The following is a 25,422-nucleotide window of genomic DNA, read 5'->3' on the forward strand; positions in this document are numbered from 1 at the left end:
CTACTGGCGCTACACCCAACCCAAACCCGGAACAATCATCGCGATCTCACCCCTCGGCGAAACCTACCTCACCACCTCCGACCCACCACCAACACACCCCACCCCAGAAACCCCACCACCGTTCTAGCCCTTCCAACCTCTTTCTAACCCGTCTAGATCAGGGCTTCCAAACCGCTCCCGGGCCAACGCCTGCGGCCACAGGCGCCGGTATGCTCAGGACATGGCGACGACGACACGAACCGGGGCTTCATCCAGTAAGGAGCTTGGCGAAGGACTTGGCGGGGCGGCACTCGCCATACTCTCCATGGTCTCCTTCCTCAGTTCTGAGACCTGGTACATGGTCCTCGGATCCTGCGTGATCGCCTTTGGAGCTGCCGTTTTCGGGGCGCGGGCAGTCATCGCGCTGCGTCGCGGCTAGACCGCAGGCGATCGCGAGAAAGAGTCGGTCTTAGCTACACCGGACTCCCCGAACACCCGGCAACCAACCCGCCCAGGTGTGAGATCTGGCGACTCAAAACGGCGTCGACCCACCAGAACTGACCGCTCGGCGAAGGGTGCGAGTGCACACCCGGCGAAGGTGGAGATGCGCACCCGGCGAAAGGGTAAAGAGCCGTTCCGGCGCACGTGAGGACTATCACCTTATTAGGGAATAACGCTCGTCTTTGGCATAGTCGGCGGCTGCACTCAGCAAATTCCAAGAAACATATGAGAGGACCTCGTCATGCCCGACCAGACATTCCAAATCATCGCAATGGTGATCTATATGGGCGCCATGCTCGGAATCGGATGGTATGCCTTCAAGAGAACCTCGGACCTCGACGACTACATGCTCGCCGGCCGTGGACTCAAGCCGGGCGTGGCAGCCCTCAGCGCCGGAGCCTCCGACATGTCAGGATGGCTCCTCCTCGGACTTCCGGGCGCCATCTATATGTCGGGTCTGATTGAAATCTGGATCGCCATCGGTTTGACCGCCGGCGCCTGGCTGAACTGGAAATTTGTTGCCCCCAGACTGCGCAGCTACACCGAGGTGTCGAACAATTCGATTACCGTCCCAAGCTTCCTCGAAAACCGATTGAAGGATAAAACCCGCATTCTGCGGGTGGTCTCCGGAATCATCATCCTGGTGTTCTTCACGTTCTACGTCTCCTCCGGCATGGTCGCAGGCGGAGTCTTCTTCGAAAGCTCGTTCAACTCCAACTACACCGTGGGCATGATCATCGTCGCGACCATCACCATTGCCTACACCCTCTTCGGCGGCTTCATGGGCGCCACCTACACCGACGTCGCCCAGGGTCTGCTGATGCTGGTCGCACTGATCCTCGTCCCGATCATCGGCCTCATCCAGGTGGGTGGCTTCGGCGGCCTCACCGCCTCCATCCGCGAAGTCGATCCGTCTCTCCTGAACATCGTCGCCGGCGGCTCAACGGTCGCCATCATCTCGGCAGCGTCGTGGGGTCTCGGCTACTTCGGCCAGCCGCACATCATCGTCCGCTTCATGGCGATGCGCACCCCTCAGGATGCAGTCGCCGGGCGCCGCATCGGTATCGCCTGGATGCTGCTCACCGTCGTCGGCGCCATTTCCACTGCCCTGGTCGGCATCGCCTACTTCCAGCAGAACCCCAACCTGTCCCTCACGGATCCTGAAGCGGTCTTCCTCGACCTGTCGCAGGCCTTCTTCCACCCCTTCGTGGCCGGCATCATTCTCGCCGCGGTCCTCGCAGCAGTCATGAGCACCATCTCCTCCCAGCTAGTGGTCTGCTCCTCAGCACTCGTCGAGGACCTCTACAACATGGTCTCCAAGCGCACCCTGACCAACAAACAGGGTGTTGTCCTCGGCCGTCTCGGTGTCCTGGTGGTCGCCATCGTCGCCATCGTCCTCGCCTCCGGCCGCAACGAGTCAATCCTGTCGCTGGTCGCGTTCGCCTGGGCCGGGTTCGGGGCCGCCTTCGGCCCCACCGTCCTGCTCTCCCTGTACTGGAAGAAACTGACCATGCCCGGCGCCCTCGCCGGTATGGTCGCTGGCGCCGTCGTCGTGTTCACCTGGGGAAACTCAGCGCTCGCCGACACCATGTACGAGATCGTCCCCGGCTTCTTCCTGAACCTGGTCATCGCCGTCGTCGTCAGCAAGCTGACCTACAAGCCCAACGCCGATATCGACGCCGAGTTCGATCTTGCCGTCAAAGGCACGCGCTCCTTCAAGCGGATAGCTGCCGAAGACAAGGCCACCGTCTAACCCAGCACCCCGAAACACCCGAGTACGACGACGGCGGCGCCTCCCTGCGTGGGTGGCGCCGCCGTCGTCGTTGTCATGAAAGACCTATCGAAGCGGCTGGCCCGCCATCCGCTCCAGGCGCTGGACCCGATCGTCCATGGGTGGGTGGCTCGCGAACATCTTCTGGACCCCGCCGCCCTTGAACGGGTTGGCGATCATCAGGTGCGAGGTATTGACCAGCTGCTGGCTCTGCGGAAGGGGCGCCTGCTGCGTGCCGCGCTCCAGCTTGCGCAAGGCCGAGGCGAGAGCGAGCGGATCGCCGGTCAGTTTGGCGCCGTCCTCGTCAGCATCGTATTCACGGGTTCGCCCGATCGCTGAGCGCACCAGGACTGCGGCAAACGGGGCCAGGACCGCCAGCAGGATCGCAGCGATGGGGTTGCCGCCCGAGTTGCGGTTGCCGCCCATCATGCCGGTGAACGCAAACATCTGCGCCACGGATGTGATGACGCCGGCCACCGCTGCCGCCATGGAACTGAGCAGAATGTCGCGGTTGTAGACGTGCATCAGCTCGTGGCCCAGCACCCCCCGCAGCTCGCGTTCGTTGAGCAGATTCAGGATGCCCTGCGTGCAGCACACCGCCGAGTTCTCCGGGTTACGGCCGGTGGCAAAGGCGTTGGGCGCCATCGTGGGCGACACATACAGGCGGGGCATGGGCTTGTTGGCCTTGGTGCTCAGCTCGCGCACAATCCGGTACATGGCCGGCGCCTGCTCCTCGGTGACGGGCACCGCCCTCATGGCACGGATGGCCAGCTTGTCGCTGTTCCAGTAGCTGTAGGCTACCGAGCCCACACCGATCAAGGCAAAGATCCAGATGAACGCGGAACTACCCGTGGCGCCAGCGATGACGGCACCGAACACCAGGAAGATTCCCATGAGGGCACCGAACAGCATGATGGTCTTCGGGCCGTTGAAATGATTGTGCACTGAACCTGCCAACTCCTTGAAGTATCGATCAATCACCCAGTACAACGCATCAAAATACTCAGCTGTTCCACCTACCGCACTGCGCCATCTGCCAGGCTGTTACTGCACCGGGCTACGGTTCCGGGTTACGTGAATCGTACTGCGCGAAGCGGGGCTGACGCTTCATCAGGATGATCACAAGCAGGATGCAGAGCAGGCCGCCGAAGACGGCAGTCCACCCCTCGCCCAGCCACTCGGCGTTAGTGCCTGCCACCATGTCACCCAGCCGCGGACCGCCAGCCACCACCACGATAAACACACCCTGCAGCCGCCCACGCATCGCATCGGGGGTCGCTGACTGCAAGATGGTGCTGCGGAACACGCCACTGATGGAGTCGGAAATCCCGGCGAATACCAGGCACAACGCTGCCGGAATGATCCACGGGGACAGCTCGTCCGGCGGTGCGGCCTGGGAGTTGCCGGCCATGACCACCACCAGCCCAAAGGCACTGATCGAGGCACCCCACCCGATCACTGACCACATCACGGCCAGGCCCTGGCGGTGGATGTGGCCCAACGGCCCCGAAAACAGGCCAGCGAGAACGGCTCCCACGGCGACCGACGCCAGCAGGATCCCGACGGTCAGTTCCCCGCCCCCGATCAGCACCGCGCCGATCGCTGGCAGCAACGCCCGCGGCTGTGCCATCACCATGGCGGCCAGGTCGATCAGGAACGTCATCCGGATGTTGGGGCGCGTGCCCAAGTACCTGAATCCTTCCAGCACCGTCGCCAGGCCTGCCTTCCTGACCTTGCCCTCCGGCGGCAGGGGTGGCAGCTTGAACAGCGCCCATAGGGCGGCGGTGAAGGTCACGACGTCGATCGTGTAGGTCCAGCCGTAGCCCACCTGAGCCACCAGCAGCCCTGCGAACAGCGGGCCTACGGTCATGGCGAGTCCAAACGTGATCATGCTCAGTGCGTTGGCGGCCGGTAGCAGTTCGGGGCGGACCAGTCGGGGGATGATCGCCGTGCGGGTGGGCTGGTTGATGCCTGCCGCCCCCGAATGGACAGCGACCAACCAGTAGAGCAGCCACACGTTATCGAGCCCGGCCCAGGCCTGGGCAGCGATGGCCATGGTGCTTCCCCACAGGAAAAACCCGGAGACCAGTGCCACTTTCCGGCGGTCGTGGGCGTCCGCGATCGCCCCGCCGTAAAGTCCCGCCACCACCAGCGGGACCAGCGCGAACAGCCCGAGCAGACCGACGCTCAGGCTGGACTGGGTCAGGCTGTAGACCTGAAGGCTCACGGCCACCAGAGTGAGCTGGGTGCCGACAGCCGAGAGAGCCATCCCGAAGAACAGCCGACGGAACGCCGGACTCTCTTTAAGGGGCGTGATGTCGGCTAAAAGTTTGGGCACCTACGAAGTGTAGCGGCGATATGGTGTCCCTCAGCAACCATAAGCACGGGGTGGATCAGCTGGACTGGTGGTCGGCAATCGCCCGGTCGACGGCGCCGAGCAGGCGCTTGTCGCCAATGATCCTGAAGTGCCCCATCGTCTCCAGTTCGATGTTCGCGGCCCCGGGAAGTTCGCTCCCCTGCGGGATATGGGGATCAAAGCTGCTGTAGATGGAAGTGATCCGCGCGTTCGACGCGATGTTGGCCAGCTGGGTCCGCAGAAAACTGTTCCGCGGGGAGAACGCCCTAATGCTGGGCAGGACAAAGAAGTTGGCGTAGGTGGAACCGGAGAACGGGGTGTTGACGGCAATCAGCTGCCGCACCCGGTCCGCGACGTCGGGCTGCGTCATCACATATTTGCCGATCAGCCCGCCCTTACTGTGGGCAACCAGCACGACGTCGGTCAGATCGTGAGCGGCGAGGTAGTCAGCCACGTACCGCCCCATCGATTGGACGGTTCCCCGGTTGTACCCCAGTTGCTGCACCACATGGACCGGGTGCCCCACTGATGCGAGGTGGACGGCGACCGGACGCATGAACTGCCAGGTCTCATAGATGCCGGGAATGAGCAGCACCGGCCGACCTGCCTCACCATCCGGGCCGGGATCCGGCGTCAGGTACCGGGACGGGTCTTCGCGAAAGAGTAACCCGTGCACCTGCCAGAACCCCACGTACGCGTAGTCCAGCACCCAGGACCAGCCGCGCTTAAGGGGCAGCATGGGAGGTTTCCCCGAGACAATGCCGGGCGGTGGCCTCGGGCGAGCGGTACATCATCACATGCGGCTCGCCGGGAATCTCGGCGGTGGTCACGTCCCGGCCGGTCGCGGCGAGCCGAAGCACCCAGTCGGCCGGCACAATCGGGTCCCGGCTACCGCGGACCAGTGCGACCGGGCAGCTAATCTCCGGGAGCGCTTCTTCCAGTCGGTGCTGCAGCATCGACGGCAGGGTTTTGAGGTACCACCTCATCCCGGCCCGGAAATAGTCGGAGACCACGATGTAGTTCGCCGCCGGTGATTCCCGCAGGGTGTCCTGCGCCAGCCGCTTCATCTGTGTCGAAACGGTGCGCTCCCGGTCGTTGATGGTGGGCGCCAGGAGAACCAACCTCTCCACCAGGTCGGGCGCCGCACGCACCGCCTCGGTCGCCACCTGGGATCCCATCGAATGCCCGACGACGACGGCGTCCCGCACCGTCAGGGTCCGCATCACCGCGGCAGCAATCCCGCCGAACTCCTCGATGGTGAGCCTGCGGCGTGGCGCTGGCATTGCCCCGAAGCCGGGAAGCTCGATGGCGAGCACGGTGCAGGTCAGCGCGAGATGGGCGGCCAACGGCTCGAAGTAGCGGGCGGAGACCCCGATGCCATGGATCAGGACCACCTTACGGCTGCCCGTTCCCACGGTTCGGACGGCGCAGGACACCTCCCCCACCACCACGGTTTGGGAGTGCTCCCAGATGGACCGGCTCATGGACACCCCTCTCAGTAATTCATCAACGGTACCTAACGGACGTGCCCTTCACCGCCAGCGCCGCACCTATTATGAGTTCCTCAGAATAGGTGGTTGACTGGGGTCATGATCGAGACGGCACCATCACCGAACGCTGCGGAGACGCTCTGGGCCACTGCCCTGCGTGCCCACGGTCGTCGGGTGACCCGTCAGCGCCTGGCCGTGCTGGCCGCCGTCGAGCTCTCCCCCCATGCCACCACCGACGATATCGCTGCCAGCGTGCGGCTCGGATTGCCGGACATCACCGTCCAATCGGTCTATGTGGTGCTTGCTGACCTCACCGCGCTGGGGTTGCTGCGCCGAATCGAGACACCCCACTCCGCCGCCCGCTACGAGACCCGGGTCAACGACAACCACCACCACGCCGTCTGCACCAGCTGCGGGCGCATTGAGGATGTTGACTGCGCCGTCGGGCACGCCCCCTGCCTTACCCCACAGTGGCCGGATGGCACCACCCCCATGACCATCCAGATTGCCGACGTCGTCTATCAGGGCCTCTGCGCGGACTGTCGCTAGTTTCACCCACCCCACAAACCACCCCGATTCCTCACCGAAAGAAACAAAGGAGCCAGATGTCCACGAACTTCAGCACTACCCAATCCGGTGCACCAGTCGTCGATGACGCCAACTCATCCAGCCTGGGACGCGACGGCGCGATTCCCCTGACTGACCACTACCTGATCGAGAAGCTCGCACAGTTCAACCGCGAGCGTGTCCCCGAGCGTGTAGTCCACGCCAAGGGCGGCGGCGCCTTCGGCGTCTTCGAGGCCACCTCAGACGTGAGCCAGTACACCAAGGCGTCCCTGTTCCAGCCGGGCGCGATCACCGAAACGCTGCTGCGCTTCTCCTCGGTTGCCGGCGAGCAGGGCTCACCCGACACCTGGCGCGACCCCCGCGGGTTCGCCCTGAAGTTCTACACCGACGAAGGCAACTACGACCTGGTCGGCAACAACACCCCCGTGTTCTTCATCCGCGACGGCATCAAGTTCCCCGACTTCATCCACTCGCAGAAGCGCCTGCCGGGCACCAACCTGCGCGACGCCGATATGCAGTGGGACTTCTGGACCCTCAGCCCCGAGTCCGCACACCAGGTGACCTGGCTGATGGGCGATCGCGGTCTGCCCAACTCATGGCGCACCATGAACGGTTACGGCTCACACACCTACATGTGGATCAACGAGGGTGGCGAGAAGTTCTGGGTCAAGTACCACTTCAAGTCCAACCAGGGCCACGAGGTGCTGACCGGAGACGAAGCCGAGGCACTCGCCGGCTCGGACGCTGACCACCACCTGCGCGACCTGTCAGAGAATATCGCTGCTGGAAACTTCCCCAGCTGGGATCTCAAGGTCCAGGTCATGCCGTACGACGACGCGAAGAACTACCGCTTCAACCCGTTTGACCTGACCAAGGTCTGGCCACAGGGCGACTACCCGCTGATCCCGGTCGGCAAGCTCACCCTGAACCGCAACCCGGAGAACTACTTCGCGCAGATCGAACAGGCTACCTTCGCGCCGTCGAACTTCGTCCCCGGCATCGCTGCCAGCCCCGACAGGATGCTGCAGGCCCGTATTTTCTCCTACGCGGATGCCCACCGCTACCGCGTTGGCACCAACCACGCGCAGCTGCCCGTCAACGCGCCGAAGAACGAGGTCCGCAACTACTCCAAGGACGGGGCGGCACGGTACTCGTTCAACTCGCCGTCCACCCCGGTCTACGCCCCGAACTCGGTCGGTGGACCCGCGGCGGATCCGGCACAATACGGTCCCCACGGTGGCTGGGAGAACGACGGCGATCTGGTGCGCGCCGCTCACACCCTTCACGCCGAGGATGACGACTTCGGCCAGGCCGGAACCCTGTACCGCGAGGTGTTCGACGACGGCGAGAAGGCCCGCTTCCTCGACACCATCACCGGTGCCGTGGGTGGCGTGACCATCGACGCCATCCGGGAACGCGCCATCCAGTACTGGACCAACGTCGACGCCGAGCTGGGCGCCAAGCTCCGCGCAGCGCTGGGCAGCGACACCACCGGTGGCAACACCCATGCTGAGGCCGCCAACAAGGTCTAGCCACAGCAGTAGTACAGGAAAGGCGGGCCCGCGAGGACCCGCCTTTCCTTTCTTAACCCTGTTGGCCCTTATCCCTGTTGTCTCTTCACACTGTTCCCTGAGGGTTGGGCGCCGTTACCTGGAGCGCTGCTCCTGCTGAAGCGCCCGGTCCAGGCCATCGAAAAAATAATCCATCATCAGGAGCAGGGCGGCTTCGACGGCCTGCCGGTCGCGGTTGACCACGAAGTCATACTGCAGGCCGTAGACACCGGAGATGTGAATCCGCGCCGCGGTATCAGCACGTTCAGCGGACATCCCCTGGGTCACCAGCCAATCCCTGATAAACCCGTGCCAGTACTCAAACTTCGCCGCAGCGCTCTCCCGCGGGGTGGCACTGACCGCGTCGTGGAGGGATGCCTCGAACTCCAGCCGCTGCAACTGACGGTTCCGTTCAATCTGGGTCCAACGCCAGGAGGCCAGCGACCATTCGCGGAATTCCTCGCGGTCGAGATCCTCCGGATTGGGCATCTTGACCGACTCATCACGACGCTCAATATGGTGGACGATCTGGTTGACCAGTTCCTCGCGATTACCGAAGTGGTACACCAGCACATAGCTGCTGATGCCCAGACCATCGGCAAGCGTGCGGAAGCTGAGTCCGGCGAAGGTCTTGTCCAGCAAGTAGTCAAGGATCTGATCGAGCAGTTCCTTCTTGCGTTCCGGGTTGGGAGGTCGAGCCATATCTCGAATAGTACGTTGGCACGGGACCGATCCTGGAACAGAACCTTTCCCGCAACCGCTTCACCGCTCTACTGTTACCTTATCGACATCATCTGTAGCAACGTCGGCATATTCGGGGGCGACCTGGGACAGGCGGGCGCCTTCCACATCAACGTCTGGGAGAATGCGGTCCAGCCACTTCGGTAGCCACCAGGCATGCCGGCCCAGCAGGTACATGGCCGCGGGTACCAGGGTCATTCTGACCACAAAAGCGTCAACCAGGACACCGAAGGCCAAGCCGAAGCCGATGGGCCGCACCATGGTCAGGTGGGAGAACACGAACCCGGCGAACACTGCCACCATGATGATGGCGGCGGCGGTCACCACCCGTGCGCCGTGGCTGAAGCCCACCCGGACCGCGCTCTTCGCACTGCCGCCGTGCACCCATGCTTCACGCATGCCGGACACGAGGAACATCTGGTAATCCATGGCCAGCCCAAACAGGACACCGATGAGGATGATCGGCAGGAAGCTCAGGATCGGCCCCGGGTTGGTCACCCCGAAGATGTCACCAAACCAGCCCCACTGGTAGATGGCCACGGTGGCGCCGAAGCTTGCCAGCAGCGACAGCAGGAAGCCCGCCGTCGCAATCAGGGGTACCAGAATGGACCTGAATACGAGCAGCAGCAGGACCAGTGACAGGCCCACAACGATCCCGAGGTACAGGGGCATGGCTTCCATCAGTTTCGCTGACACGTCGATATTCGCCGCGGTCTGGCCGGTCACCGAGATCAGCACCCCCGTGTCCGATTCGATCGCGGGAGCCGAATCGCGTAGTTCGCGGACCAGTTCTTCGGTACTTTCGCTGGCCGGTCCTTCGGTGGGGATGACCTGGAAGATGCCGGTGCGTCCGTCGTCGCTCACGCCCGCCGGAACAGCGGCCGCGGTGTTGTCCACAGTCGCCAGGCGGTCGGCGACCTCGAGTTGAAGTTCGCTCAGCTTGGCATCGGTTTCGGTGGCGGGAAGATTGGCGACGACCAGCAGCGGGCCGTTGGTTCCTTCGCCGAAGTATTCCCCGGCACGCTCGTAGGCCTGGTAGGCGGTTGAGTCGACGGGCTCGGATCCGCCGTCGGGCAGGCCCACCCTGAGCTCAAGAGCCGGCAGCGCAATGACGGCAAGCGCTGCCACACCCGCGATCAGCGTGAGGATTGGCTTCCGGGTGGCGAAACCGCCCCAGCCGCGACCGCTGGCGGCCCGGCGATCAGCTTCCCGCTGCAGTTGCTCGTGCGAGGCATCCAGACCTGACTCGGCTTCGGCTTTGGCCCACCGGCGGCGGGAGATGACCTTGCGGCCCATGAAGCCGAGCAGCGCGGGGGTGAGGGTGAGCGCAACGAGGACCGCGACGGCGACTGTGCCGGCGGCGGACAACCCGAGGAGGGTCAGGAAGGGCAGGCCCGGGACCGCGAGGGCGGCGAGGGCGATGATCACCGTGATGCCGGCGAAGAGGACCGCGTTGCCTGCGGTGCCGGTGGCACGGCCAATCGATTCCTGCAGGTCCATGCCGCGGAGCAACTGGGTCCGGTGCCGGTTCACGATGAACAGCGAATAGTCGATCCCGACGGCGAGACCGAGCATCAGCGCCAGCACGGGAGTGATGGAGCTCATCGAGATAACACCGGTCAGGGCGAACGTCACGCCGACACCCACCCCGACGCCGACGATGGCCATCAGCAGCGGCAACCCGGCGGCGACCAGGGTGCCGAGCATGACGATCAGGACAATGACAGCTACCAGAAGACCGATGATCTCGGCGAATCCGAAGATCTCGGAGATGTCCTGAACGATTTCCTTGCTGTAGAACACGTTGACGCCGGTCTCGGTGGCTGCGTCTGCGGCCACCTGCACTGCTTCACGGGTTTCGAGCGTCACAGCGTCGACCGGTGAGTCGAACTGGACGCTGGCTACCGCTGCGGCGCCGTCGTCGGAGACGAACCGGATTCCCGACGATGCGTCGAGGGTGCGCTCGGCGAGATCGAGTTCGGTGCCGCCGTCCTCCAGCTGGGCTCGTCCCTCCTCAATCTCGGCCAGGGAAGCGTCGAGCTGCGCCTGACCGTCGTCAAGCTGAGCTTCGATGGCCTGTGCCTGCTCCGGCGGGAGCAGGTCGCGGCTTTGTTCAAACTCGGCGCGGTCGGCGTCGAGCTGCGCCTGTCCCGCCTCGGCCTGCTGCGCGCCGGCCTCCAGGTCAGTGGTGCTTTGCTCAAGCTCCGCCCGGCCCTCCTCGATGCCGGTCCGGCCTTCCTCCAGCTGGCGGGATACGTCAAAGGGATTGATGACCGCTTCGACGCCCTCCACCTGTCCGAGGTCGTCGAGGGCAGCCTCGACGGCAGCCTGCTGTTCTGCGGTGATGGCGCCATCGGGACTTTCGAAGACGATGGTCCCCATTCCCCCGATGGCGTCGGGCATGGTGTCGCGCAGCTCATCGAGGACCCGCTGGGACTCGGTGCCCGGGATGGTGAAGTTGTTGCTGAGCGTTCCCGAGAACGCGGCAGCCGAGCCCCCGACTGCGAGCAGGATGGCGAGCCAGGCTGAGACAACCCACCAGCGCTGTCGTGCTGCAAACTTGCCTAGGCGGTACAGCAGGTGTGCCATGAAGTGTTCCTCGGTTCGATCAGTTGATTGATGAAGTAAGTGGGAAAGCTGTGGCGGTCGTCACTGACCGGGGGCTAGCGGGGGTGGTTGAATCCGTCACGCAGCATGGAGAGGGCGCCGACGATCTGGTCTTCAAGGTCGGCCGCTGAACCGTCCTGTGGGTTCTCGGCGGCCGCCGCCCAGACCTGCATCGCTGCCTTGACGCAGGAGAGTACAGCCCCCACCAGGGCCAGAAGGTAAAGCGGGTCGAGGTTGCCGCCCATGCGTTCATTGACGGCCTGGCCGATCCTGGCTTCCGCCCGCTCCCAGGCATGCAGCTGGCTGCGCATCAGTTCGGCGCTTCCCTCGGCCATCCGGAAAAGTTCGCCGCAGACGCTGAGGTTGTCAGTCTTGGCAATGGCGGCAAGCGCGGCAAGCATCGCGTCCAGCAGTGGCTCGTCGGCGGGCCGGGCCATGAATTCAGCGGCCGCCAATTCGAGCAACGCATCGGTGGAGGTGGTGAGTGCTTCTTCGGCACTGTGGAAGTAGTTGAAGAAGGTCCGGCGGGAGACCCCGGCCTCCGCGGCCACCTGGTCCACAGTGAAGTTTCCCAGCCCGTGGGCGCGCGCCAGGTCCAGGGCAGACGCCGCAATGGCGCGTCGCGTGTCGAGCTTGTTCTGTTCGCGGCGGCCGGGCGCTACGACGTCGGCGGCTTCCGTGAGCGGGGCAGCGTCGGCCGGGGCGATCGAAGTATTCACATTGTTACACTAAGTGCAATTTTGCATCCTGTGCAAGTACTCCGGGTGTGTATCTTGTCACGTCTGCACCTCGCCCGGACGAAGAGCTGTCCGGCCCATGTGAAGATGGGCCGGACAGCTTGTTCGGGGAGGACTCAGGTCAGCCGGGTGTCTAGAACATCAGCCTGGACCGGATGAGGAACCGCACCCCTTCCGGAGCCTCCACCGAGAATCCACTCCCCCGGCCGGGCACCACATCGACCGTCAGATGCGTGTGCTTCCAGTACTCAAACTGTTCACGGGACATCCAGAACTCGATCAATTGGGCCGGCTCACCCGTCCCAGCACCAATATCCAGCACGCCGAGCAGGACATCGGCCTCCGCGGTGATGAAGTCACCCGCCGGATAGCACATTGGCGACGACCCGTCGCAGCAACCACCCGACTGGTGAAACATCAGCGGACCGTGGAGGTCCCACAGTTTCCTGAGCAGCTGAACTGACGGCTCAGTCAGGGCCACCCGGGAGAAATCCTCGCCCGGGAGCACAATGGTGGCGTCGACTGTCATGGCCACTCCCTAGAAGAAGCCCAGCTTGTTTTCGCTGTGACTGACCAACAGGTTCTTGGTCTGCTGATAGTGGTCCAGCATCATCGTGTGGTTCTCGCGGCCGATGCCGGATGACTTGTACCCGCCGAAGGCCGCTCCCGCAGGGTAGGCGTGATAGTTGTTCACCCAGACCCGACCGGCCTGGATTTCACGACCCGCACGGTAGGCGACGTTGCCGTTCCGCGACCAAACGCCGGCACCGAGCCCATACAGGGTGTCGTTGGCAATCTGCATCGCTTCGGCGTAGTCGCTGAACCGGGTCACCGACACCACAGGACCAAAAATCTCCTCCTGGAACACCCGCATCGAGTTGGTGCCTTCGAAGATCGTCGGCTTCACGTAGAACCCCCCGGACAGGTCGCCGTCCAGGGTGATCCGCTCGCCGCCGATGAGAACCTTGGCGCCTTCCTGCCGTCCAATGTCGAAGTAGGAGAGGATCTTCTCCAGCTGGTCGTTGGAGGCTTGAGCACCCACCTGGGTCTCGGTGTCCAATGGGTTGCCCTGGATCATCTTTTCGGTGCGGGCGACGGCGTCGGCCATGAACGAGTCGTACATCGACTCCTGCACCAGTGCCCGCGATGGGCAGGTGCAGACCTCACCCTGGTTGAACGCGAACAGCGCGAACCCCTCTAGCGCCTTGTCGTAGAACGCGTCATTCTTGTCGGCAACGTCGCTGAAGAAAATGTTGGGGCTCTTGCCGCCGAGTTCAAGGGTGACAGGGATGAGGTTCTGGCTGGCGTACTGGCTGATCAACCGGCCGGTGGTGGTTTCACCGGTGAAGGCGATCTTGCGGATCCGCTTCGAGGACGCCAGCGGCTTGCCAGCCTCCACACCAAACCCGTTGACGACGTTCAGCACGCCGGGCGGCAGGATGTCGCTGAGGAGTTCCATCAGGACCAGAATCGACGTGGGCGTCTGCTCAGCGGGCTTGAGGACGACGGCGTTACCCGCGGCAAGCGCCGGGGCGAGCTTCCACGTGGCCATCAGGATGGGGAAGTTCCAGGGGATGATCTGTCCCACGACGCCGAGTGGCTCATGATAGTGGTAGGCGGTCATATCGTCGTCGAGCTGGGACAGGCGCCCCTCCTGCGCACGGACGGCGCTGGCGAAGTAGCGGAAGTGGTCCGCGGCCAGCGGCAGGTCCGCGGCAAGCACTTCCCTGATGGGTTTGCCGTTGTCCCAGGTTTCGGCGACCGCCAACATCTCCAGGTTCTCTTCGATCCGGTCAGCAACCCGGTTGAGTATGGCAGCACGTTCGGCCACCGATGTCTTGCCCCAGGCCGGAGCGGCCTTGTGGGCGGCATCCAGGGCGAGCTCAATGTCCTCGGCGGTACCCCGGGCTACCTCGCAGAACACCTTGCCGTTGACAGGGGAAATGTTCTCGAAGTACTGACCCTTGACCGGTGCAGCCCATTCGCCGCCGATCCAGTTCTCGTATCGTGGCTTGAACGTAATCTTGGATCCATCCTGGCCAGGCTGGGCGTAAACAGTCATGTGGTTGACTCCTTGGGTTCCGAACAGGACGTCGTCGTCCATGTGTCGAAGTGTAGGTAGCCGTCAGTTGCACCAGGGTTGCACCTGCCGCTGCCACGTCAGGGTGATCCGTCAGGGTGATCCGTCAGGGTGATCCGTCAGGGAAGATTGAGTTCGGCTTCCAGCCGCTCAACGTGGGCGACGACGGCGGCCCGCCGCGGTGACCGTGGCGGGAGTACCTTCAGCGCCGCGGTCCAGGCCTCCGCGTCGTCGTGGGCTTCAGGCAACTGCAGGTACTGGAGAACGGCGTCCGCGGCGCCGTCGTTGAGGACTGCTTCGCGAAGCAGCGAACTGACCTCGGCGCGGAGCCGCACAATGGCGGGAGCCTCCGACCGGGGCAGCACCGGCCCGCGGTAGAGATTCAAGGCCATCCGGTGCGCGCCCCGTTGCAGGTAGTCCAGCACCTGGGACGCGTCGACCGGCACCGCGCGGGGCATCCGGTAGGGCCGTGAGCGCGGCACCAGCGACGGCAACTGTTGAGCCAGGACGCGACGCAGCCGCAGCATCTCGGCACGCACCGTGGTGACCGACACGTGTTCGGGGTAGGCCATCGCGGCGAGCTGTTCGGCGCTGAGTCCGGCCGGGTGGAGGGCCAGCAGAGTGACCAGTTCGGCGTGCCTGGCACTGAGCTCGACCGAGGTGCGGCCCAACTGGAGGACGCCGTGGTCCAGCCCGAGGATCCGCAGACCCTCCCGGTGGACGGAATTCGCTGGGGTGGCGGCCAGCTTCCGGGCTGGTTGCCTGGCCTGCAGCCGGTGCAGGCTGAGGTGAGCCTCCGCTGCGGCGACCGTGGCCTCCACCAGCGACAGGGTGTGGGTGGCGACGGCGTCGTCGGTACCCGTGATGTCGACGACCCCCAGGACCTTTCCTGAGTCCGGGTCATGGACGGGGACGGCAGTGCAACTCCAGGGATGGACCTGACGGCTGTAGTGTTCGGCGCCAGCGATCTGAACGCTGCGCCCCAGTGCGAGAGCGGTGCCGGGAGCGCTGGTTCCCACGGCCCGCTCCGACCAGTCCGATCCGGCAACGAACATCATGCCCTCGGCCCGGCGCCGGAGCTCCCGGTCGCCGTCGACCCAGAGCAGGCGTCCGTTCTCATCTCCGACAGCGACCAGCAGGCCGCTGTTGATGCTGGGCTGGACCAGAAGCTTTTGAATGATGGGCAGGACCGCTGCCAGGGGGTGGCCCAGACGGTACGCCTCGAGCTCATCGTCCGTGTAAAACAGGGGGGCCTGGACGGCGTCGGGATTGGGCAGGTGCTTGAGGGAACGGAGCCAGGACTCACCGACCAGTGTTCGCACGCCGTAGGGCGCGGCGCTGCCGAGCCGTTCGTGCGCACGGTGGGCGTACTGCTGCAGGGTTCTCGATGTGAGTCCCCCCGGAATCGGCAGTTGCTGCTGCGTCATCGACACTCCGCTTCATGGTCTCCCCGCCGGTGGGGTGGGATCAGTCTAGTGCCGCCGGCGGCGGTCTGTCGCGGGTGTTCGAGGTTTTCCTGAGCCGGGTAATCCGGTGACTCACACGGCCGGGTCTAAAGCGCGTCTCCCGGGAGGATCCCCCAGGTGGCGCTGGCGGCCGCCCTGCTACTCGTCGCGGGAGATGGCGATCATCTCGTCCCGGGGAACCACCTTGACCCGTTCCCTCACCAGCTCGGTGTTGGTCCCGCCGTCGTGAACAAAGTTAGCCCCAAGCTTCAGTTCGTGGGCGTCCAGCTTCAGCCAGCCCTCCCACGTGGTGTACCGGATGCCCCGCTCGGTGAGCAGGTCGATGATGGCGTTCTCGGACGGATCCTGAGCCGGCGGAAGGTTGAGACGGTCCTCCAGGAGGAACCCGATGGTTTCCAGGGCGTCGCCCTTGGTGTGGCCGATGAGGCCCACCGGACCGCGTTTGATCCAGCCCGTGGTGTAGATCCCGGGGACGGGGGCGCCCGCCTGGTCGATGACCCGACCGCCCTCGTTGGGGATGACGCCGCGGCGGCTGTCGAATCCCACCTCGGGCAGCTCGGAGCCGAAGTATCCGATGGCACGGTAGACCGCCTGCACCGGGTAATCGATGAATTCACCAGTTCCACGGACGGTGCCCTCGCCTGTGAGTTCGGTGCGCTCGAACCTCATGTTGGCTACCTTGCCGGGAGTCTCGCGCGAATCGGTGATTTCAACGGGAGAGTGCAGGAAATGCAGGTGCAGCCGGCGGGAGGCGCCGGTCGGCTCGTCGTCGACCAGCCAGTTGGTGAGGGTCTTCACCATGGTTTTGGTCTGGTTGTTGCTGGCAATCTGCTGTTCGGAGGCTGCGTCGAAGTCGAAGTCCTCCGGGTACAGCACAATGTCCACGTCGCGGGAGTGGGAGAGTTCCCGCAGCTCGAGCGGCGTGAACTTCACCTGTGCAGGGCCGCGGCGCCCAAACACGTGGACGTCGGTGACGGGTGAGGATTTCAGACCCGCATACACATTGTCGGGAATTTCGGTGGCGAGCAGGTCATCGGCGTGCTTGGAGAGCACCCGGGCGACGTCGAGGGCAACATTCCCATTGCCGATCACGGCGATCTCGGTGGCGTTCAGGGGCCAGTCGCGCGGCACGTCCGGGTGCCCGTCGTACCAGGAGACAAACTCGGCCCCACCGAACGACCCCTCAAGATCCACACCCGGGATGTTCAGTTCAGCGTCCTTGATGGCCCCGGTAGAGAAGATCACTGCGTCGTAAAACTTGCGGAAATCCGAGAGCGTGAGGTCGCGTCCGTAATTGATGTTCCCGAGGAAGCGGATGTCTCCGCGGTCCAGCACCTTGTGCAGCGCGTTGACGATGCCTTTGATGCGGGGATGGTCGGGCGCAACACCGTAGCGGATGAGGCCATAGGGTGCAGGGTGCTGGTCGAACAGGTCAATACTGACGGCAAAGTCGCCGCCCTGGACTTCCTGGGATTTCGTCAGAATGTCGGCGGCGTACACGCCCGCCGGACCGGCACCGATGATCGCTACCCGCAGCGGACGTCCCGCAGCTGAGGTGGACACTGATTGGCCTTCTTCCCTAGTCGACTTACCCAGACGCACGCTTAGCGCACAGTTCCCTATTCTAAATGCCGCACGTGGTGCAGTCTAAACCTGTGATGGGCATCTCCCCGCCGGCACCGAACCTGGGCTTGGCTGGAATAAATTCCGGGAGACCAGCGTTTGAGCCGACGTGACTCCTACCGAAACCCTGAGCAAGCGTGAGCCCCGGAGCGACAACTCGACGGGCATCCTCTACGGGGTAGGAGCGTATGGCCTGTGGGGTCTGCTCCCCCTGTACTTCCTGATCCTGCTGCCCGCCAGCGCCATTGAGATCGTCGCGAACCGCGTCCTCTGGTCGCTGGTGTTCTGCGCGCTCCTCCTGACGGTCATGAAGTCCTGGCGGGCCGTCCGTACCGCCGCGGCCGATCCACGGATCCTCGGCACGCTGGCGTTGGCTGCCCTGCTAATCGCGGTGAACTGGTTCGTGTACACGTACGGCGTGACCACCGGCCACGCGATCGAAGCGGCGCTCGGCTACTTCATCAACCCCATCGTTTCGGTGCTGCTCGGCGTCGTTGTGCTGCGGGAGAAGCTGCGCAGGCTGCAGTGGGCAGCAGTTGGTGTGGGCATTATTGCAGTGGTGGTGCTGGCCATCGGATACGGCAACGTGCCCTGGATCGCGCTGACCCTGGCCTTTTCCTTTGGCTTCTACGGGTTCGTGAAGAAGCGGGTCGGGTCCAAGGTTGACGCGGTCTCGAGTCTCAGCATCGAAACCGCCGTACTTACCCCGATCGCCGCCGGCATCATGATCTGGTTGAGCGCCACCGGCGCGGCGACTGTGCTGACCGAAGGCCCGGGACACTTCTGGATCATGGCTGCGTCCGGCGTCATCACCGCCGTCCCGCTGATCTTCTTCGGCGCTGCGGCGCGGCGCCTGCCACTGACCACCATCGGGCTCCTGCAGTACCTTGCCCCCGTACTGCAGTTCCTGCTGGCCCTCTTTGTGATCAAGGAAGACATGCCGCTGGAGCGCTGGGTCGGGTTCGGCCTGGTCTGGGTCGCCCTCGCCATGCTCACCATCGACATGCTGCGCACAGTGCGCAAGAATTCGAGGCCCCGCCGGTCCGGCCGCCCGGTACCGGTCGAGGAGACCGCCGCCGTCTAGGCCCACCTACCCCCGCCGCGCGGAGCCCCACCTACCCCGCCAAGGAGTGAGCTCTGGCGACCTTGCCCGTTCCTGGGTCGCCAGAGCGCACTCTTCGGAGCTAGGCGGCGGGAAGGTTCCAGTCGCGTGGCACCACGATCATGGGCACGGGCAGAGCGCGGAGCATCTTGTTCGCCGTTGATCCGAGGAACAGCTGGCTGCGCTGGGCGAGGCGGCTCGATCCGACGAAAACAATCTCGCCCGGATCCCACTCGATGTCATCGATAGCCTGTTCAATGGTGCGCCCGTGGGCGACGGTGATGGTGGTTTCGTGGCCTTCGGGAAGCTGCTCCCCCGCGCGGGCCAGCACCGAGTTGGCGTGCTGGTGCGCCAGGTTAATGGCCTCGCCGGAGTCTGACTGCTCGTTAACATCCAGCGCCACGAGGGAAATCAGCCGCAGTGGCATGCCCCGGCGTGCTGCCGAGTCCACCGCGACGTCCAGAACCGCTTCGGCGCCCGCACGGGTGCCAACGGCGCAGGACAGCCGGGTCATCCGGTCGCGGTGGCGGTAGCCACGGGGAGCCAGACCGACAGGTATCGGCGATGAGTGCAGCACCGCGTTCGCCACGCTCCCCACCGTGAACCGCCGCAGCAGGCCATTGCTGGCGGCACCGATGACGATCAGTCCAGCATCGAGGTCTGCTGCCACTTCCAGCAGTCCCTCGGCAAAGGAGTCGGCAAGTTTGATGTGGGGTACCACCTCGACGCCGCCGGGGATTCCCGCGATGGCTTCCTCGAGCGCGGCGAGGGCACGATTGGTTCCGGCGCCGACGCTGCCATCCTGGGGCCGGTCGAGGACCGTCACCAGGTCGATGCTGGCTCCCTGGGTCCGGGCCAACGACGTCGCCAGTGCCAACGCGTCGCGGCCGCGATCGTTGTTTGTGAAGCCAACTACATAACGCATACTGCGTGCCTTCCGGTTCGGATTTCTGACCGGCGCATCGGGAGTACCGTCGCAGATCTGCTCCAGTAACCTTATCCCGCGGCCAGCGCAGACCCCGCACTGGCCGCCGGGTTGGTCGCTTACTGGACTTCAGCCGGCGCGCTCCCCTTCAGGAGGGTTTCACCGCGGAAGAAGCCAGGATTGACCCGGTACATGATGAGCATGAGCACCGCACCGAGGAGGATCACACCGGTGCCGAGAATGAAGACCAGGCCCACCCCACCGATTTCCGATCCTGACCCGTACTCGGGGTCCATCGAATCGGTTGCCGTCTTCACGAACATCACCAGCAGAATCACCCCGCCCAGCAATGGTGCGAGGAACTTCAATCCAAAATTCCGGGCACTGTTGAACGCTACGGCCCTGAAGTACCAGACGCAGGCCATGGCGGTGATTCCGTAATAGAAGCAGATCATCATGCCCAGCGCGGTGATGGTGTCATACAGGGCGTTTTCGGAGACCAGCCGGGTAATCACATAGAACGCTGATGCAGCCACGGCTGCGGCGATGGTGGCATAGCTCGGGGACTTGTAGGTGGGGCTGATCTTGCCGTAGCTCGTTGGTAGCGCCCGGTAGTGACCCATGGCGAGCAGGGTGCGGGCGGGCGAGACGAAGGTCGACTGCAGGGAGGCGGCCGAGCTGCTCAGCACCGTCAGGGACATCAGAATGGCGAAGGGTCCCATCACCGGCCCGGCGAGGACGGCGAAAATGCTGCCCTGGTTGTCTTCGTTGCCAGCGCCAAACTCGCCGTCGCCCACTCCGGCGAAGGACAGCATTGCCAGCGCAACAGTCAGGTAGATCACCACGATAACGATGATGGTGAGCGTCGCTGCCCGGCCGGGGGTCCGCTCCGGATCCTTGGTTTCTTCGTTCATGGTCAGGGTGACGTCCCAGCCCCAGTAGACGAAGATCGACAGGGACACCCCGGCGGCGAAGGCTGAGAAGGATTCGACGGCAAACGGGTTGAACCAGTCGGGGCTGATGGCGGTGGCGTCGAAGGCCGTGCCATTGGCTACGTGGACAAACGCGGCAATCGCGAACCAGCCCAGGACCAGCACCTGGAAGCCCACCAGCACGTACTGGACGGCCTTGGTGGTCTCCATGCCGCGGTACGAAACCCAGCAGGCCAGGGCAACGAAGATGAGGGTAGTGGCGATGTTCAGCGGCAGGTTGAGGGTCAGGTCGGCCAGGGACTCGTTGCCCGTCAACTGGGCGAGCATGAGATAGAAGAAGTCGACGGCGACAGCTGCCAGGTTTGATAGCACAATGACTGTCGCCGCGATCAGCCCCCAGCCGCCCATCCAGCCGATCCAGGGACCGAAAGCCCGGGTGGCCCAGGTGAAGGAGGTGCCGGCGTCGGGCATTGCGTTGTTCAGTTCGCGGTAGCCAAGGGCGACCAACAGCATCGGAATAAACCCGACCAGGAAAATGGCCGGCAACTGTACTCCCACCTCAGCCACGGTGGGTCCCAGCGCCGCGGTCAGCGTATAGGCGGGCGCAATACACGACACGCCGATGACCACGGCACCGAGCAGACCAACAGATCCGGAACTCAGGCCCTTCTGGCTCAATCCGGTGCGGGAATCCTTCGTAGGAATAGTGCTCACTGTTTCACCTCGGTGGGTTGGGCGTCCTTGCCCTCGCCGGCATCGGAGCGCTTGTTATCTGACCGCTCCGGCTGGCGCGGCGGGTCCTCGGTTGATACATAGCTGCGCGGGACAACGACCATGGGTACGGTCAATGCGCGCAGGATTTTGTTGGCAGTGACCCCGAGGAAAAGCCGACTGTGCTGGGCTAGCCGACTGGATCCGACCAGCAGGATTTCACCTTCATCCCAGGCCAGAGCTCCGATGGCTTCCTCGACAGTGGCGCCCTCGACTACTTCGACGCTGACCTGCCCGCCGGCGGCGAGGGACGCCGCTGCCTCAGCCAACCTGGTGTTGGCGTGATCGTGGGCGGCCTCGACAGCTGCGGCGTCCGCGCCTCCGTCGGTGCCGGTCGCCGGGTCGAGTGCTACCAGTGAAACCAGCCGTAACGGCAGCCCCCGCCGGGCGGCAGAATCAACGGCGACGGTGATGACCTCATCCGCGCCTTCCCGGGTACCCACGGCGCAGGTAAGACGGGTGATCGGGTCTAGACGTCGATAACCCTGTGGCGCCAGCGCTACCGGCACCGGCGACGCGTGCAGGAGAGTGCCCGCGACGCTGCCCACGTTGAACCGTTTCCGCAGCCCCCGGGAGCTTGCCCCGATAACGATCAGCGACGCACCGGAATCGACTGCAGCATCGATGAGGCCGCCCGCCTGCGAATCGGCGCTGATGACGTGCGCCCGGGCGGCGACGTCGTCGGGAACCAGGGCGAGGCCTTCGGCCAGCCATTCCTGCAGCTGGGCCGAGAGGATGCTTTCGAATCCCCGCTCGGGAGGGTAGACGGCGTTGTAGGGCGAATGCTCCGGCATCACCATCACGAGCTGAAGGTTGGCGTCCTGGCGGCGGGCGAGCGCGACGGCGAGGCTGACGGCGTCGCGGCCGCGTTCGTCAGCGGTGTATCCGACGATGTAGTCCATGCGCGTCATGCTCCTTCGGCTGCGATGCTCAGGATGTTGCGGGCAGTTTGTTGGCCCATGCGGACGGCTCCTTCGACGTGCTGGTAGCCCTCCGCCGCGAGGTCGGAACAGGACCAGTGGATCGGGCCGACGGGGGTCAGCTGGTCCGGGCCGTAGCGGTGGAGGCCGCCGAGGTCGTAGCTGGTGGCGTAGGCGCCCCGGGTCCATTCCTCGGAGCCCCAGTCGGACTCGTAGTAGACCTCGGGGGTGAGAGCCTGCGGTCCGAGGAATCCGGCGATGGACTCGAGGATGGCCTGCTGGCGCGCGGCCGGGTCCAGCGCGAACATGGCGTCGGCTTTCTCGTCCGAGATAAATCCGACCAGCGTTCCCCGGGGATCCTCATGGTTGGTGTTGTCGTACACCTCCTGGACGATCGATGATGCGCTGAATCCCGTGCCCGACAGGCCGTCGGCCCGCCAGAACGGCGTCGTGTACACGGCGTGGACCTTGATCACCAGGCCCAGGGACTGGTGCTGGTGCATCTGGTGCTGGCGGCGGGGAAGCGGTGGTTCGTAGGACACCCGTGAGTAGAGGTTAGGCGGGACGGCCATCACGGCGTAGCGGGCCCGAACGGTCACGGTGTCGGACACGGCGGTGACGCCGCCGCCGTCGGACCACCGCAGGGTGCGGACCGGGCTACCCAGAACGACGTCGTCGCCCAGTCGGTCCGCGAGGCGTTCGGAGACCTGCTGCATACCACCGATAACCCGCTTGTCGAGGATGAAGTTTTCGTCGACAAGGTTGGAGAAGGAGCCGGCTGAAGCTGCCATCAACACCGCCTGCAACGCGGAGAAGGCATGCGCTGGTTTGGTGAGCATCCCGCCCGCGATGAAGAGGCCGATGTTGTTGCAGGCTTCCTCATCGGAGGACCGCTGCCGGAGCCAGTGGTGGAAGGAAATGGTGTCCAGGGCCCGGGCTTTGGGGTGGGTCCACGGAGTTTCGGGGCCCGCTTCTGCTGCCAGGCGGTCGAGCAGGTCGATGAGCCGGTTCATCTCGGCTTCGGTGGCGGCCGAGACAGGAAACATGTCGCCGGTGTAGCGTGTGCGGGTGCCGTCGGCGCCAATGTAGACGGAGTCACCGGTGCGGTACCGATCGTAGGTGCCCAGGCCGAGCTCCTCGAGCATTCCCTTGAGCGCCGTCTGGTCCGGTGACACCCACTGGCCGCCGATCTCCAGGATGGCGCCGTCGATGGTGTCGGTCCAGGTGCGCCCACCGACGCGATCACGCGCTTCCAGGACAGCGACGCTTAGTCCCGCCCTGTTCAACTCCCACGCCGCGGTGAGGCCTGACGGCCCCGCTCCTACGATCACTACGTCACGTTCCAAATGCTCCACAGCTGCCTCTCACGAACGGTATGGCCCAGGCCACAAAATGAACGTCATTCATTTATTAGGGATACTGTAGCGATACTCGCCCGGTTTGGAAAGGGCACCCCCACCACCCCCGGGTTGAGTCAAGCGGAGCTGAACCGACCGGCCGGCACGCAGGCGGGCACGATAGTGATGAAGGAACAGTAGAATGAATCCCCAGCAACGGGACGGCGAAGGGGCGGTCATGGGAAGTGTGGGACCGCCAGCCAGTCGACGTCGGGCGGGCCGACCACCGCGCGGACTGCTGTCCCGGGATCTGATCACCGACGCGGCACTGGGCCTGATTGCCAGCCAGGGCTACGAGGGGCTGACCATGTCAGCCCTCGCGCAGCGCCTTCGAGTGGCACCGTCGGCCCTGTACAACCACGCGGAGTCCAAGCAGGAGGTGCTGCGGTGGGTTGAGGATCAGGTGATGGCCCAGGTGGATTTCAGCGCCTTCGCCTCGGCCCCCTGGGATGAGGCAATTCGCGCCTGGGCGTGGTCTTACCGGGGCGTGTTCGCCGCCCACTCTCCACTGATTTCGGTAATCGCAGTGCTCCCCGTCACCGGCGCCCCCGAAACGCTCGCCATGTATGAGGCGGTAACCACCGGATTCCTCGACGCCGGCTGGCCCGAGGATCGCATCATCCCGGCCATCGTGGCTCTCGAATCATTCATCTTCGGGTCAGCGTTCGACGTCGCCGCCCCCGAGAACATTTTCGAATCCGGCAGCCTGGGCCCTGACTACCCAAGGTTCACTGCAGCAGTGCGCCGCCGGGACACGTCGCAGGCGGATTCCGCCGACGCGGCCTTCGCCATCGGCCTTGAAGCGCTCATCACCGGCCTCCGGGCACAGCTGACTAGCTGATCCACGCCCTCCCTACCATCAAGGACGCGACAACCCCGTCTCGCCGAAGCTCTGGTGGGTTCGGCGGTCGCCGGCCCGCCAGAGCTCACTCTTCGGCGACAGGAGGTTATCGACAATCGGTAAGTTAACGTTTATCGTTAGTAGCGATAAACGTTAAATCTTGGAGGAAGTCATGACTGCAGCATCGTCCACATCCCGCCAGCGAACCTCGCTGCGGACGGCTGAACGAATCGGCCTGATCATCTTCCAGACACTGATGGCACTCCTCACGCTGCTGGTACTAGGGGCGTTGGCCTATTTTCTGGTTCTGGCTTCGCAAGGCAGGACCGAGCTATACCTGCCGGCGGTCACACCCGAGGGCTCGCTGGCGGGGTTGGGCCCGCACGTTTCCGACGCCTATTTCGACACGGTCACACTCAGTGTTGAAGGAGTCAGCGCAGCGGCGATGGCACCCTACGGAATCACGATGATCGCCGGGTTCCTCTTCATCGCTGCATCCCTCATGTTCTTTCTGTTCCTCAGCCTCCGGATCTACCGCGGGCGGCCATTCAGCCGGCTCATGACCGTGGGGCTAAGTGTCATTGCGACAATTTTTGTCGCCGGGTCGCTCATCCTGCCGGCCATTCTCTCCTCCGCGCACTCATCGATCGTGGCAGATTTGGGTATCCCCCTGGCAGATGCACCGTTCACGACCGGGTATTACTTCGGACCAGCTGACTTGCTGTCCCTGATCACCGGAATCTTCTGTGGTCTGTTCGCTGGAGCGTTCAGCATCGGCTCACGGCTGCAACGCGACACCGAAGGACTCATCTAGTGCCACCTACCGATTCCGAAACCACCGGCATTCACTGCCGATTGGACGAACTTCTCGCTGACAGGAACATGACCCTCACTGAACTCGGGCGACGAGTCGATATGAGCATCGTGAACCTGTCCATCCTCAAAAACGACAGGGCCCGGGCAATCCGGTTCTCGACCCTGCAAGCCATCTGCGAGGTACTTGAGTGCCAGGTGGGTGAGCTCCTGGCAATCCGCCCCACGTCGCCGGAAGCCTGACCCACGGACG

General features: G+C 64.3%; 23 protein-coding genes. 8 read left to right on the plus strand and 15 right to left on the minus strand.

What is annotated here, in order from left to right:
* Positions 1–220: 220 nt before the first annotated feature.
* Both IWX62_RS02790 and putP read left to right on the plus strand, forming a co-directional pair.
* Positions 221–418, plus strand: a complete 198-nt coding sequence (locus tag IWX62_RS02790) for a hypothetical protein (RefSeq protein WP_196839870.1) — start codon at positions 221–223, stop codon at positions 416–418.
* A 303-nt stretch (positions 419–721) separates the two neighbouring features.
* Positions 722–2,233, plus strand: a complete 1,512-nt coding sequence (gene putP / locus IWX62_RS02795; RefSeq protein ID WP_196839871.1) for a sodium/proline symporter PutP — start codon at positions 722–724, stop codon at positions 2,231–2,233.
* Positions 2,234–2,317: 84 nt separating this feature from the next.
* On the opposite strand, the gene htpX is transcribed toward putP, so the two are convergent.
* From htpX to IWX62_RS02815, 4 genes are all read right to left on the minus strand, one after another.
* Complete coding sequence (gene htpX / locus IWX62_RS02800) at positions 2,318–3,196, minus strand: zinc metalloprotease HtpX (RefSeq protein ID WP_196839872.1); 879 nt, start codon at positions 3,194–3,196, stop codon at positions 2,318–2,320.
* A gap of 112 nt (positions 3,197–3,308) precedes the next feature.
* On the minus strand, positions 3,309–4,589 hold the full coding sequence (locus tag IWX62_RS02805; RefSeq protein ID WP_196839873.1) for an MFS transporter: 1,281 nt from the start codon (positions 4,587–4,589) through the stop codon (positions 3,309–3,311).
* A 55-nt stretch (positions 4,590–4,644) separates the two neighbouring features.
* The gene (locus tag IWX62_RS02810; RefSeq protein WP_196839874.1) at positions 4,645–5,346 is read right to left on the minus strand and encodes an esterase/lipase family protein; all 702 of its coding nucleotides are present in this window, start codon (positions 5,344–5,346) and stop codon (positions 4,645–4,647) included.
* Positions 5,333–6,091 (minus strand): alpha/beta fold hydrolase, encoded by a 759-nt coding sequence (locus IWX62_RS02815; protein WP_333483173.1) that lies wholly within the window; start codon positions 6,089–6,091, stop codon positions 5,333–5,335. The genes IWX62_RS02810 and IWX62_RS02815 overlap by 14 nt, the downstream gene beginning before the upstream one ends.
* A 105-nt stretch (positions 6,092–6,196) precedes the next feature.
* Between IWX62_RS02815 and IWX62_RS02820 the strand changes: the two genes are divergently transcribed.
* Both IWX62_RS02820 and IWX62_RS02825 read left to right on the plus strand, forming a co-directional pair.
* Positions 6,197–6,646 (plus strand): Fur family transcriptional regulator, encoded by a 450-nt coding sequence (locus IWX62_RS02820; protein WP_196839876.1) that lies wholly within the window; start codon positions 6,197–6,199, stop codon positions 6,644–6,646.
* 56 nt (positions 6,647–6,702) lie between these two features.
* Complete coding sequence (locus tag IWX62_RS02825) at positions 6,703–8,196, plus strand: catalase (RefSeq protein ID WP_196839877.1); 1,494 nt, start codon at positions 6,703–6,705, stop codon at positions 8,194–8,196.
* A gap of 114 nt (positions 8,197–8,310) precedes the next feature.
* On the opposite strand, the gene IWX62_RS02830 is transcribed toward IWX62_RS02825, so the two are convergent.
* The 7 genes from IWX62_RS02830 to IWX62_RS02860 all read right to left on the minus strand — a co-directional run bounded on the left by IWX62_RS02830 (position 8,311) and on the right by IWX62_RS02860 (position 17,408).
* Entirely contained in the window at positions 8,311–8,916 is a 606-nt protein-coding gene (locus tag IWX62_RS02830) for a TetR/AcrR family transcriptional regulator (protein ID WP_196839878.1), read from the minus strand.
* A 60-nt stretch (positions 8,917–8,976) separates the two neighbouring features.
* Positions 8,977–11,544, minus strand: coding sequence for an MMPL family transporter (locus IWX62_RS02835; protein ID WP_196839879.1), 2,568 nt, complete (start codon positions 11,542–11,544; stop codon positions 8,977–8,979).
* Between the two features lie 74 nt (positions 11,545–11,618).
* Positions 11,619–12,281 (minus strand): TetR/AcrR family transcriptional regulator, encoded by a 663-nt coding sequence (locus tag IWX62_RS02840; protein WP_196839880.1) that lies wholly within the window; start codon positions 12,279–12,281, stop codon positions 11,619–11,621.
* Between the two features lie 151 nt (positions 12,282–12,432).
* A complete protein-coding gene (locus tag IWX62_RS02845) occupies positions 12,433–12,828 on the minus strand; it encodes a DUF779 domain-containing protein (RefSeq protein ID WP_196839881.1) in 396 nt (131 codons plus the stop codon).
* A gap of 9 nt (positions 12,829–12,837) precedes the next feature.
* Positions 12,838–14,361 (minus strand): acetaldehyde dehydrogenase ExaC, encoded by a 1,524-nt coding sequence (exaC, locus tag IWX62_RS02850; RefSeq protein ID WP_196840130.1) that lies wholly within the window; start codon positions 14,359–14,361, stop codon positions 12,838–12,840.
* Between the two features lie 137 nt (positions 14,362–14,498).
* On the minus strand, positions 14,499–15,806 hold the full coding sequence (locus IWX62_RS02855; protein WP_196839882.1) for a GAF domain-containing protein: 1,308 nt from the start codon (positions 15,804–15,806) through the stop codon (positions 14,499–14,501).
* Between the two features lie 177 nt (positions 15,807–15,983).
* A complete protein-coding gene (locus IWX62_RS02860) occupies positions 15,984–17,408 on the minus strand; it encodes an FAD-dependent oxidoreductase (RefSeq protein ID WP_196839883.1) in 1,425 nt (474 codons plus the stop codon).
* A gap of 169 nt (positions 17,409–17,577) precedes the next feature.
* On the opposite strand from IWX62_RS02860, the gene rarD reads away from it, so the two are divergent.
* Complete coding sequence (gene rarD / locus IWX62_RS02865) at positions 17,578–18,552, plus strand: EamA family transporter RarD (RefSeq protein WP_196839884.1); 975 nt, start codon at positions 17,578–17,580, stop codon at positions 18,550–18,552.
* 100 nt (positions 18,553–18,652) lie between these two features.
* On the opposite strand, the gene IWX62_RS02870 is transcribed toward rarD, so the two are convergent.
* The 4 genes from IWX62_RS02870 to IWX62_RS02885 form a co-directional block, all read right to left on the minus strand.
* Positions 18,653–19,495 carry a universal stress protein gene (locus tag IWX62_RS02870; RefSeq protein ID WP_196839885.1) on the minus strand — a complete coding sequence of 281 codons (843 nt, stop codon included), beginning with the start codon at positions 19,493–19,495 and terminating at the stop codon, positions 18,653–18,655.
* A 119-nt stretch (positions 19,496–19,614) separates the two neighbouring features.
* On the minus strand, positions 19,615–21,141 hold the full coding sequence (locus tag IWX62_RS02875) for an APC family permease (protein WP_196839886.1): 1,527 nt from the start codon (positions 21,139–21,141) through the stop codon (positions 19,615–19,617).
* Positions 21,138–22,100, minus strand: a complete 963-nt coding sequence (locus IWX62_RS02880; RefSeq protein ID WP_196840131.1) for a universal stress protein — start codon at positions 22,098–22,100, stop codon at positions 21,138–21,140. Before IWX62_RS02880 ends, IWX62_RS02875 begins: the two co-directional genes overlap by 4 nt.
* A 5-nt stretch (positions 22,101–22,105) precedes the next feature.
* A complete protein-coding gene (locus IWX62_RS02885) occupies positions 22,106–23,473 on the minus strand; it encodes a flavin monoamine oxidase family protein (protein WP_196839887.1) in 1,368 nt (455 codons plus the stop codon).
* 220 nt (positions 23,474–23,693) lie between these two features.
* On the opposite strand from IWX62_RS02885, the gene IWX62_RS02890 reads away from it, so the two are divergent.
* The 3 genes from IWX62_RS02890 (at position 23,694) to IWX62_RS02900 (ending at position 25,412) form a co-directional block, all read left to right on the plus strand.
* Positions 23,694–24,356: a TetR/AcrR family transcriptional regulator gene (locus tag IWX62_RS02890; RefSeq protein WP_196840132.1), complete on the plus strand. Its 663-nt coding sequence runs from the start codon at positions 23,694–23,696 to the stop codon at positions 24,354–24,356.
* 172 nt (positions 24,357–24,528) lie between these two features.
* Positions 24,529–25,170, plus strand: coding sequence for a hypothetical protein (locus tag IWX62_RS02895; RefSeq protein WP_196839888.1), 642 nt, complete (start codon positions 24,529–24,531; stop codon positions 25,168–25,170).
* The gene (locus IWX62_RS02900; RefSeq protein WP_196839889.1) at positions 25,170–25,412 is read left to right on the plus strand and encodes a helix-turn-helix domain-containing protein; all 243 of its coding nucleotides are present in this window, start codon (positions 25,170–25,172) and stop codon (positions 25,410–25,412) included. Before IWX62_RS02895 ends, IWX62_RS02900 begins: the two co-directional genes overlap by 1 nt.
* Positions 25,413–25,422: the final 10 nt, after the last annotated feature.

This window comes from Arthrobacter sp. CAN_A1 (assembly GCF_015751665.1).
Taxonomy (GTDB): domain Bacteria; phylum Actinomycetota; class Actinomycetes; order Actinomycetales; family Micrococcaceae; genus Arthrobacter_D.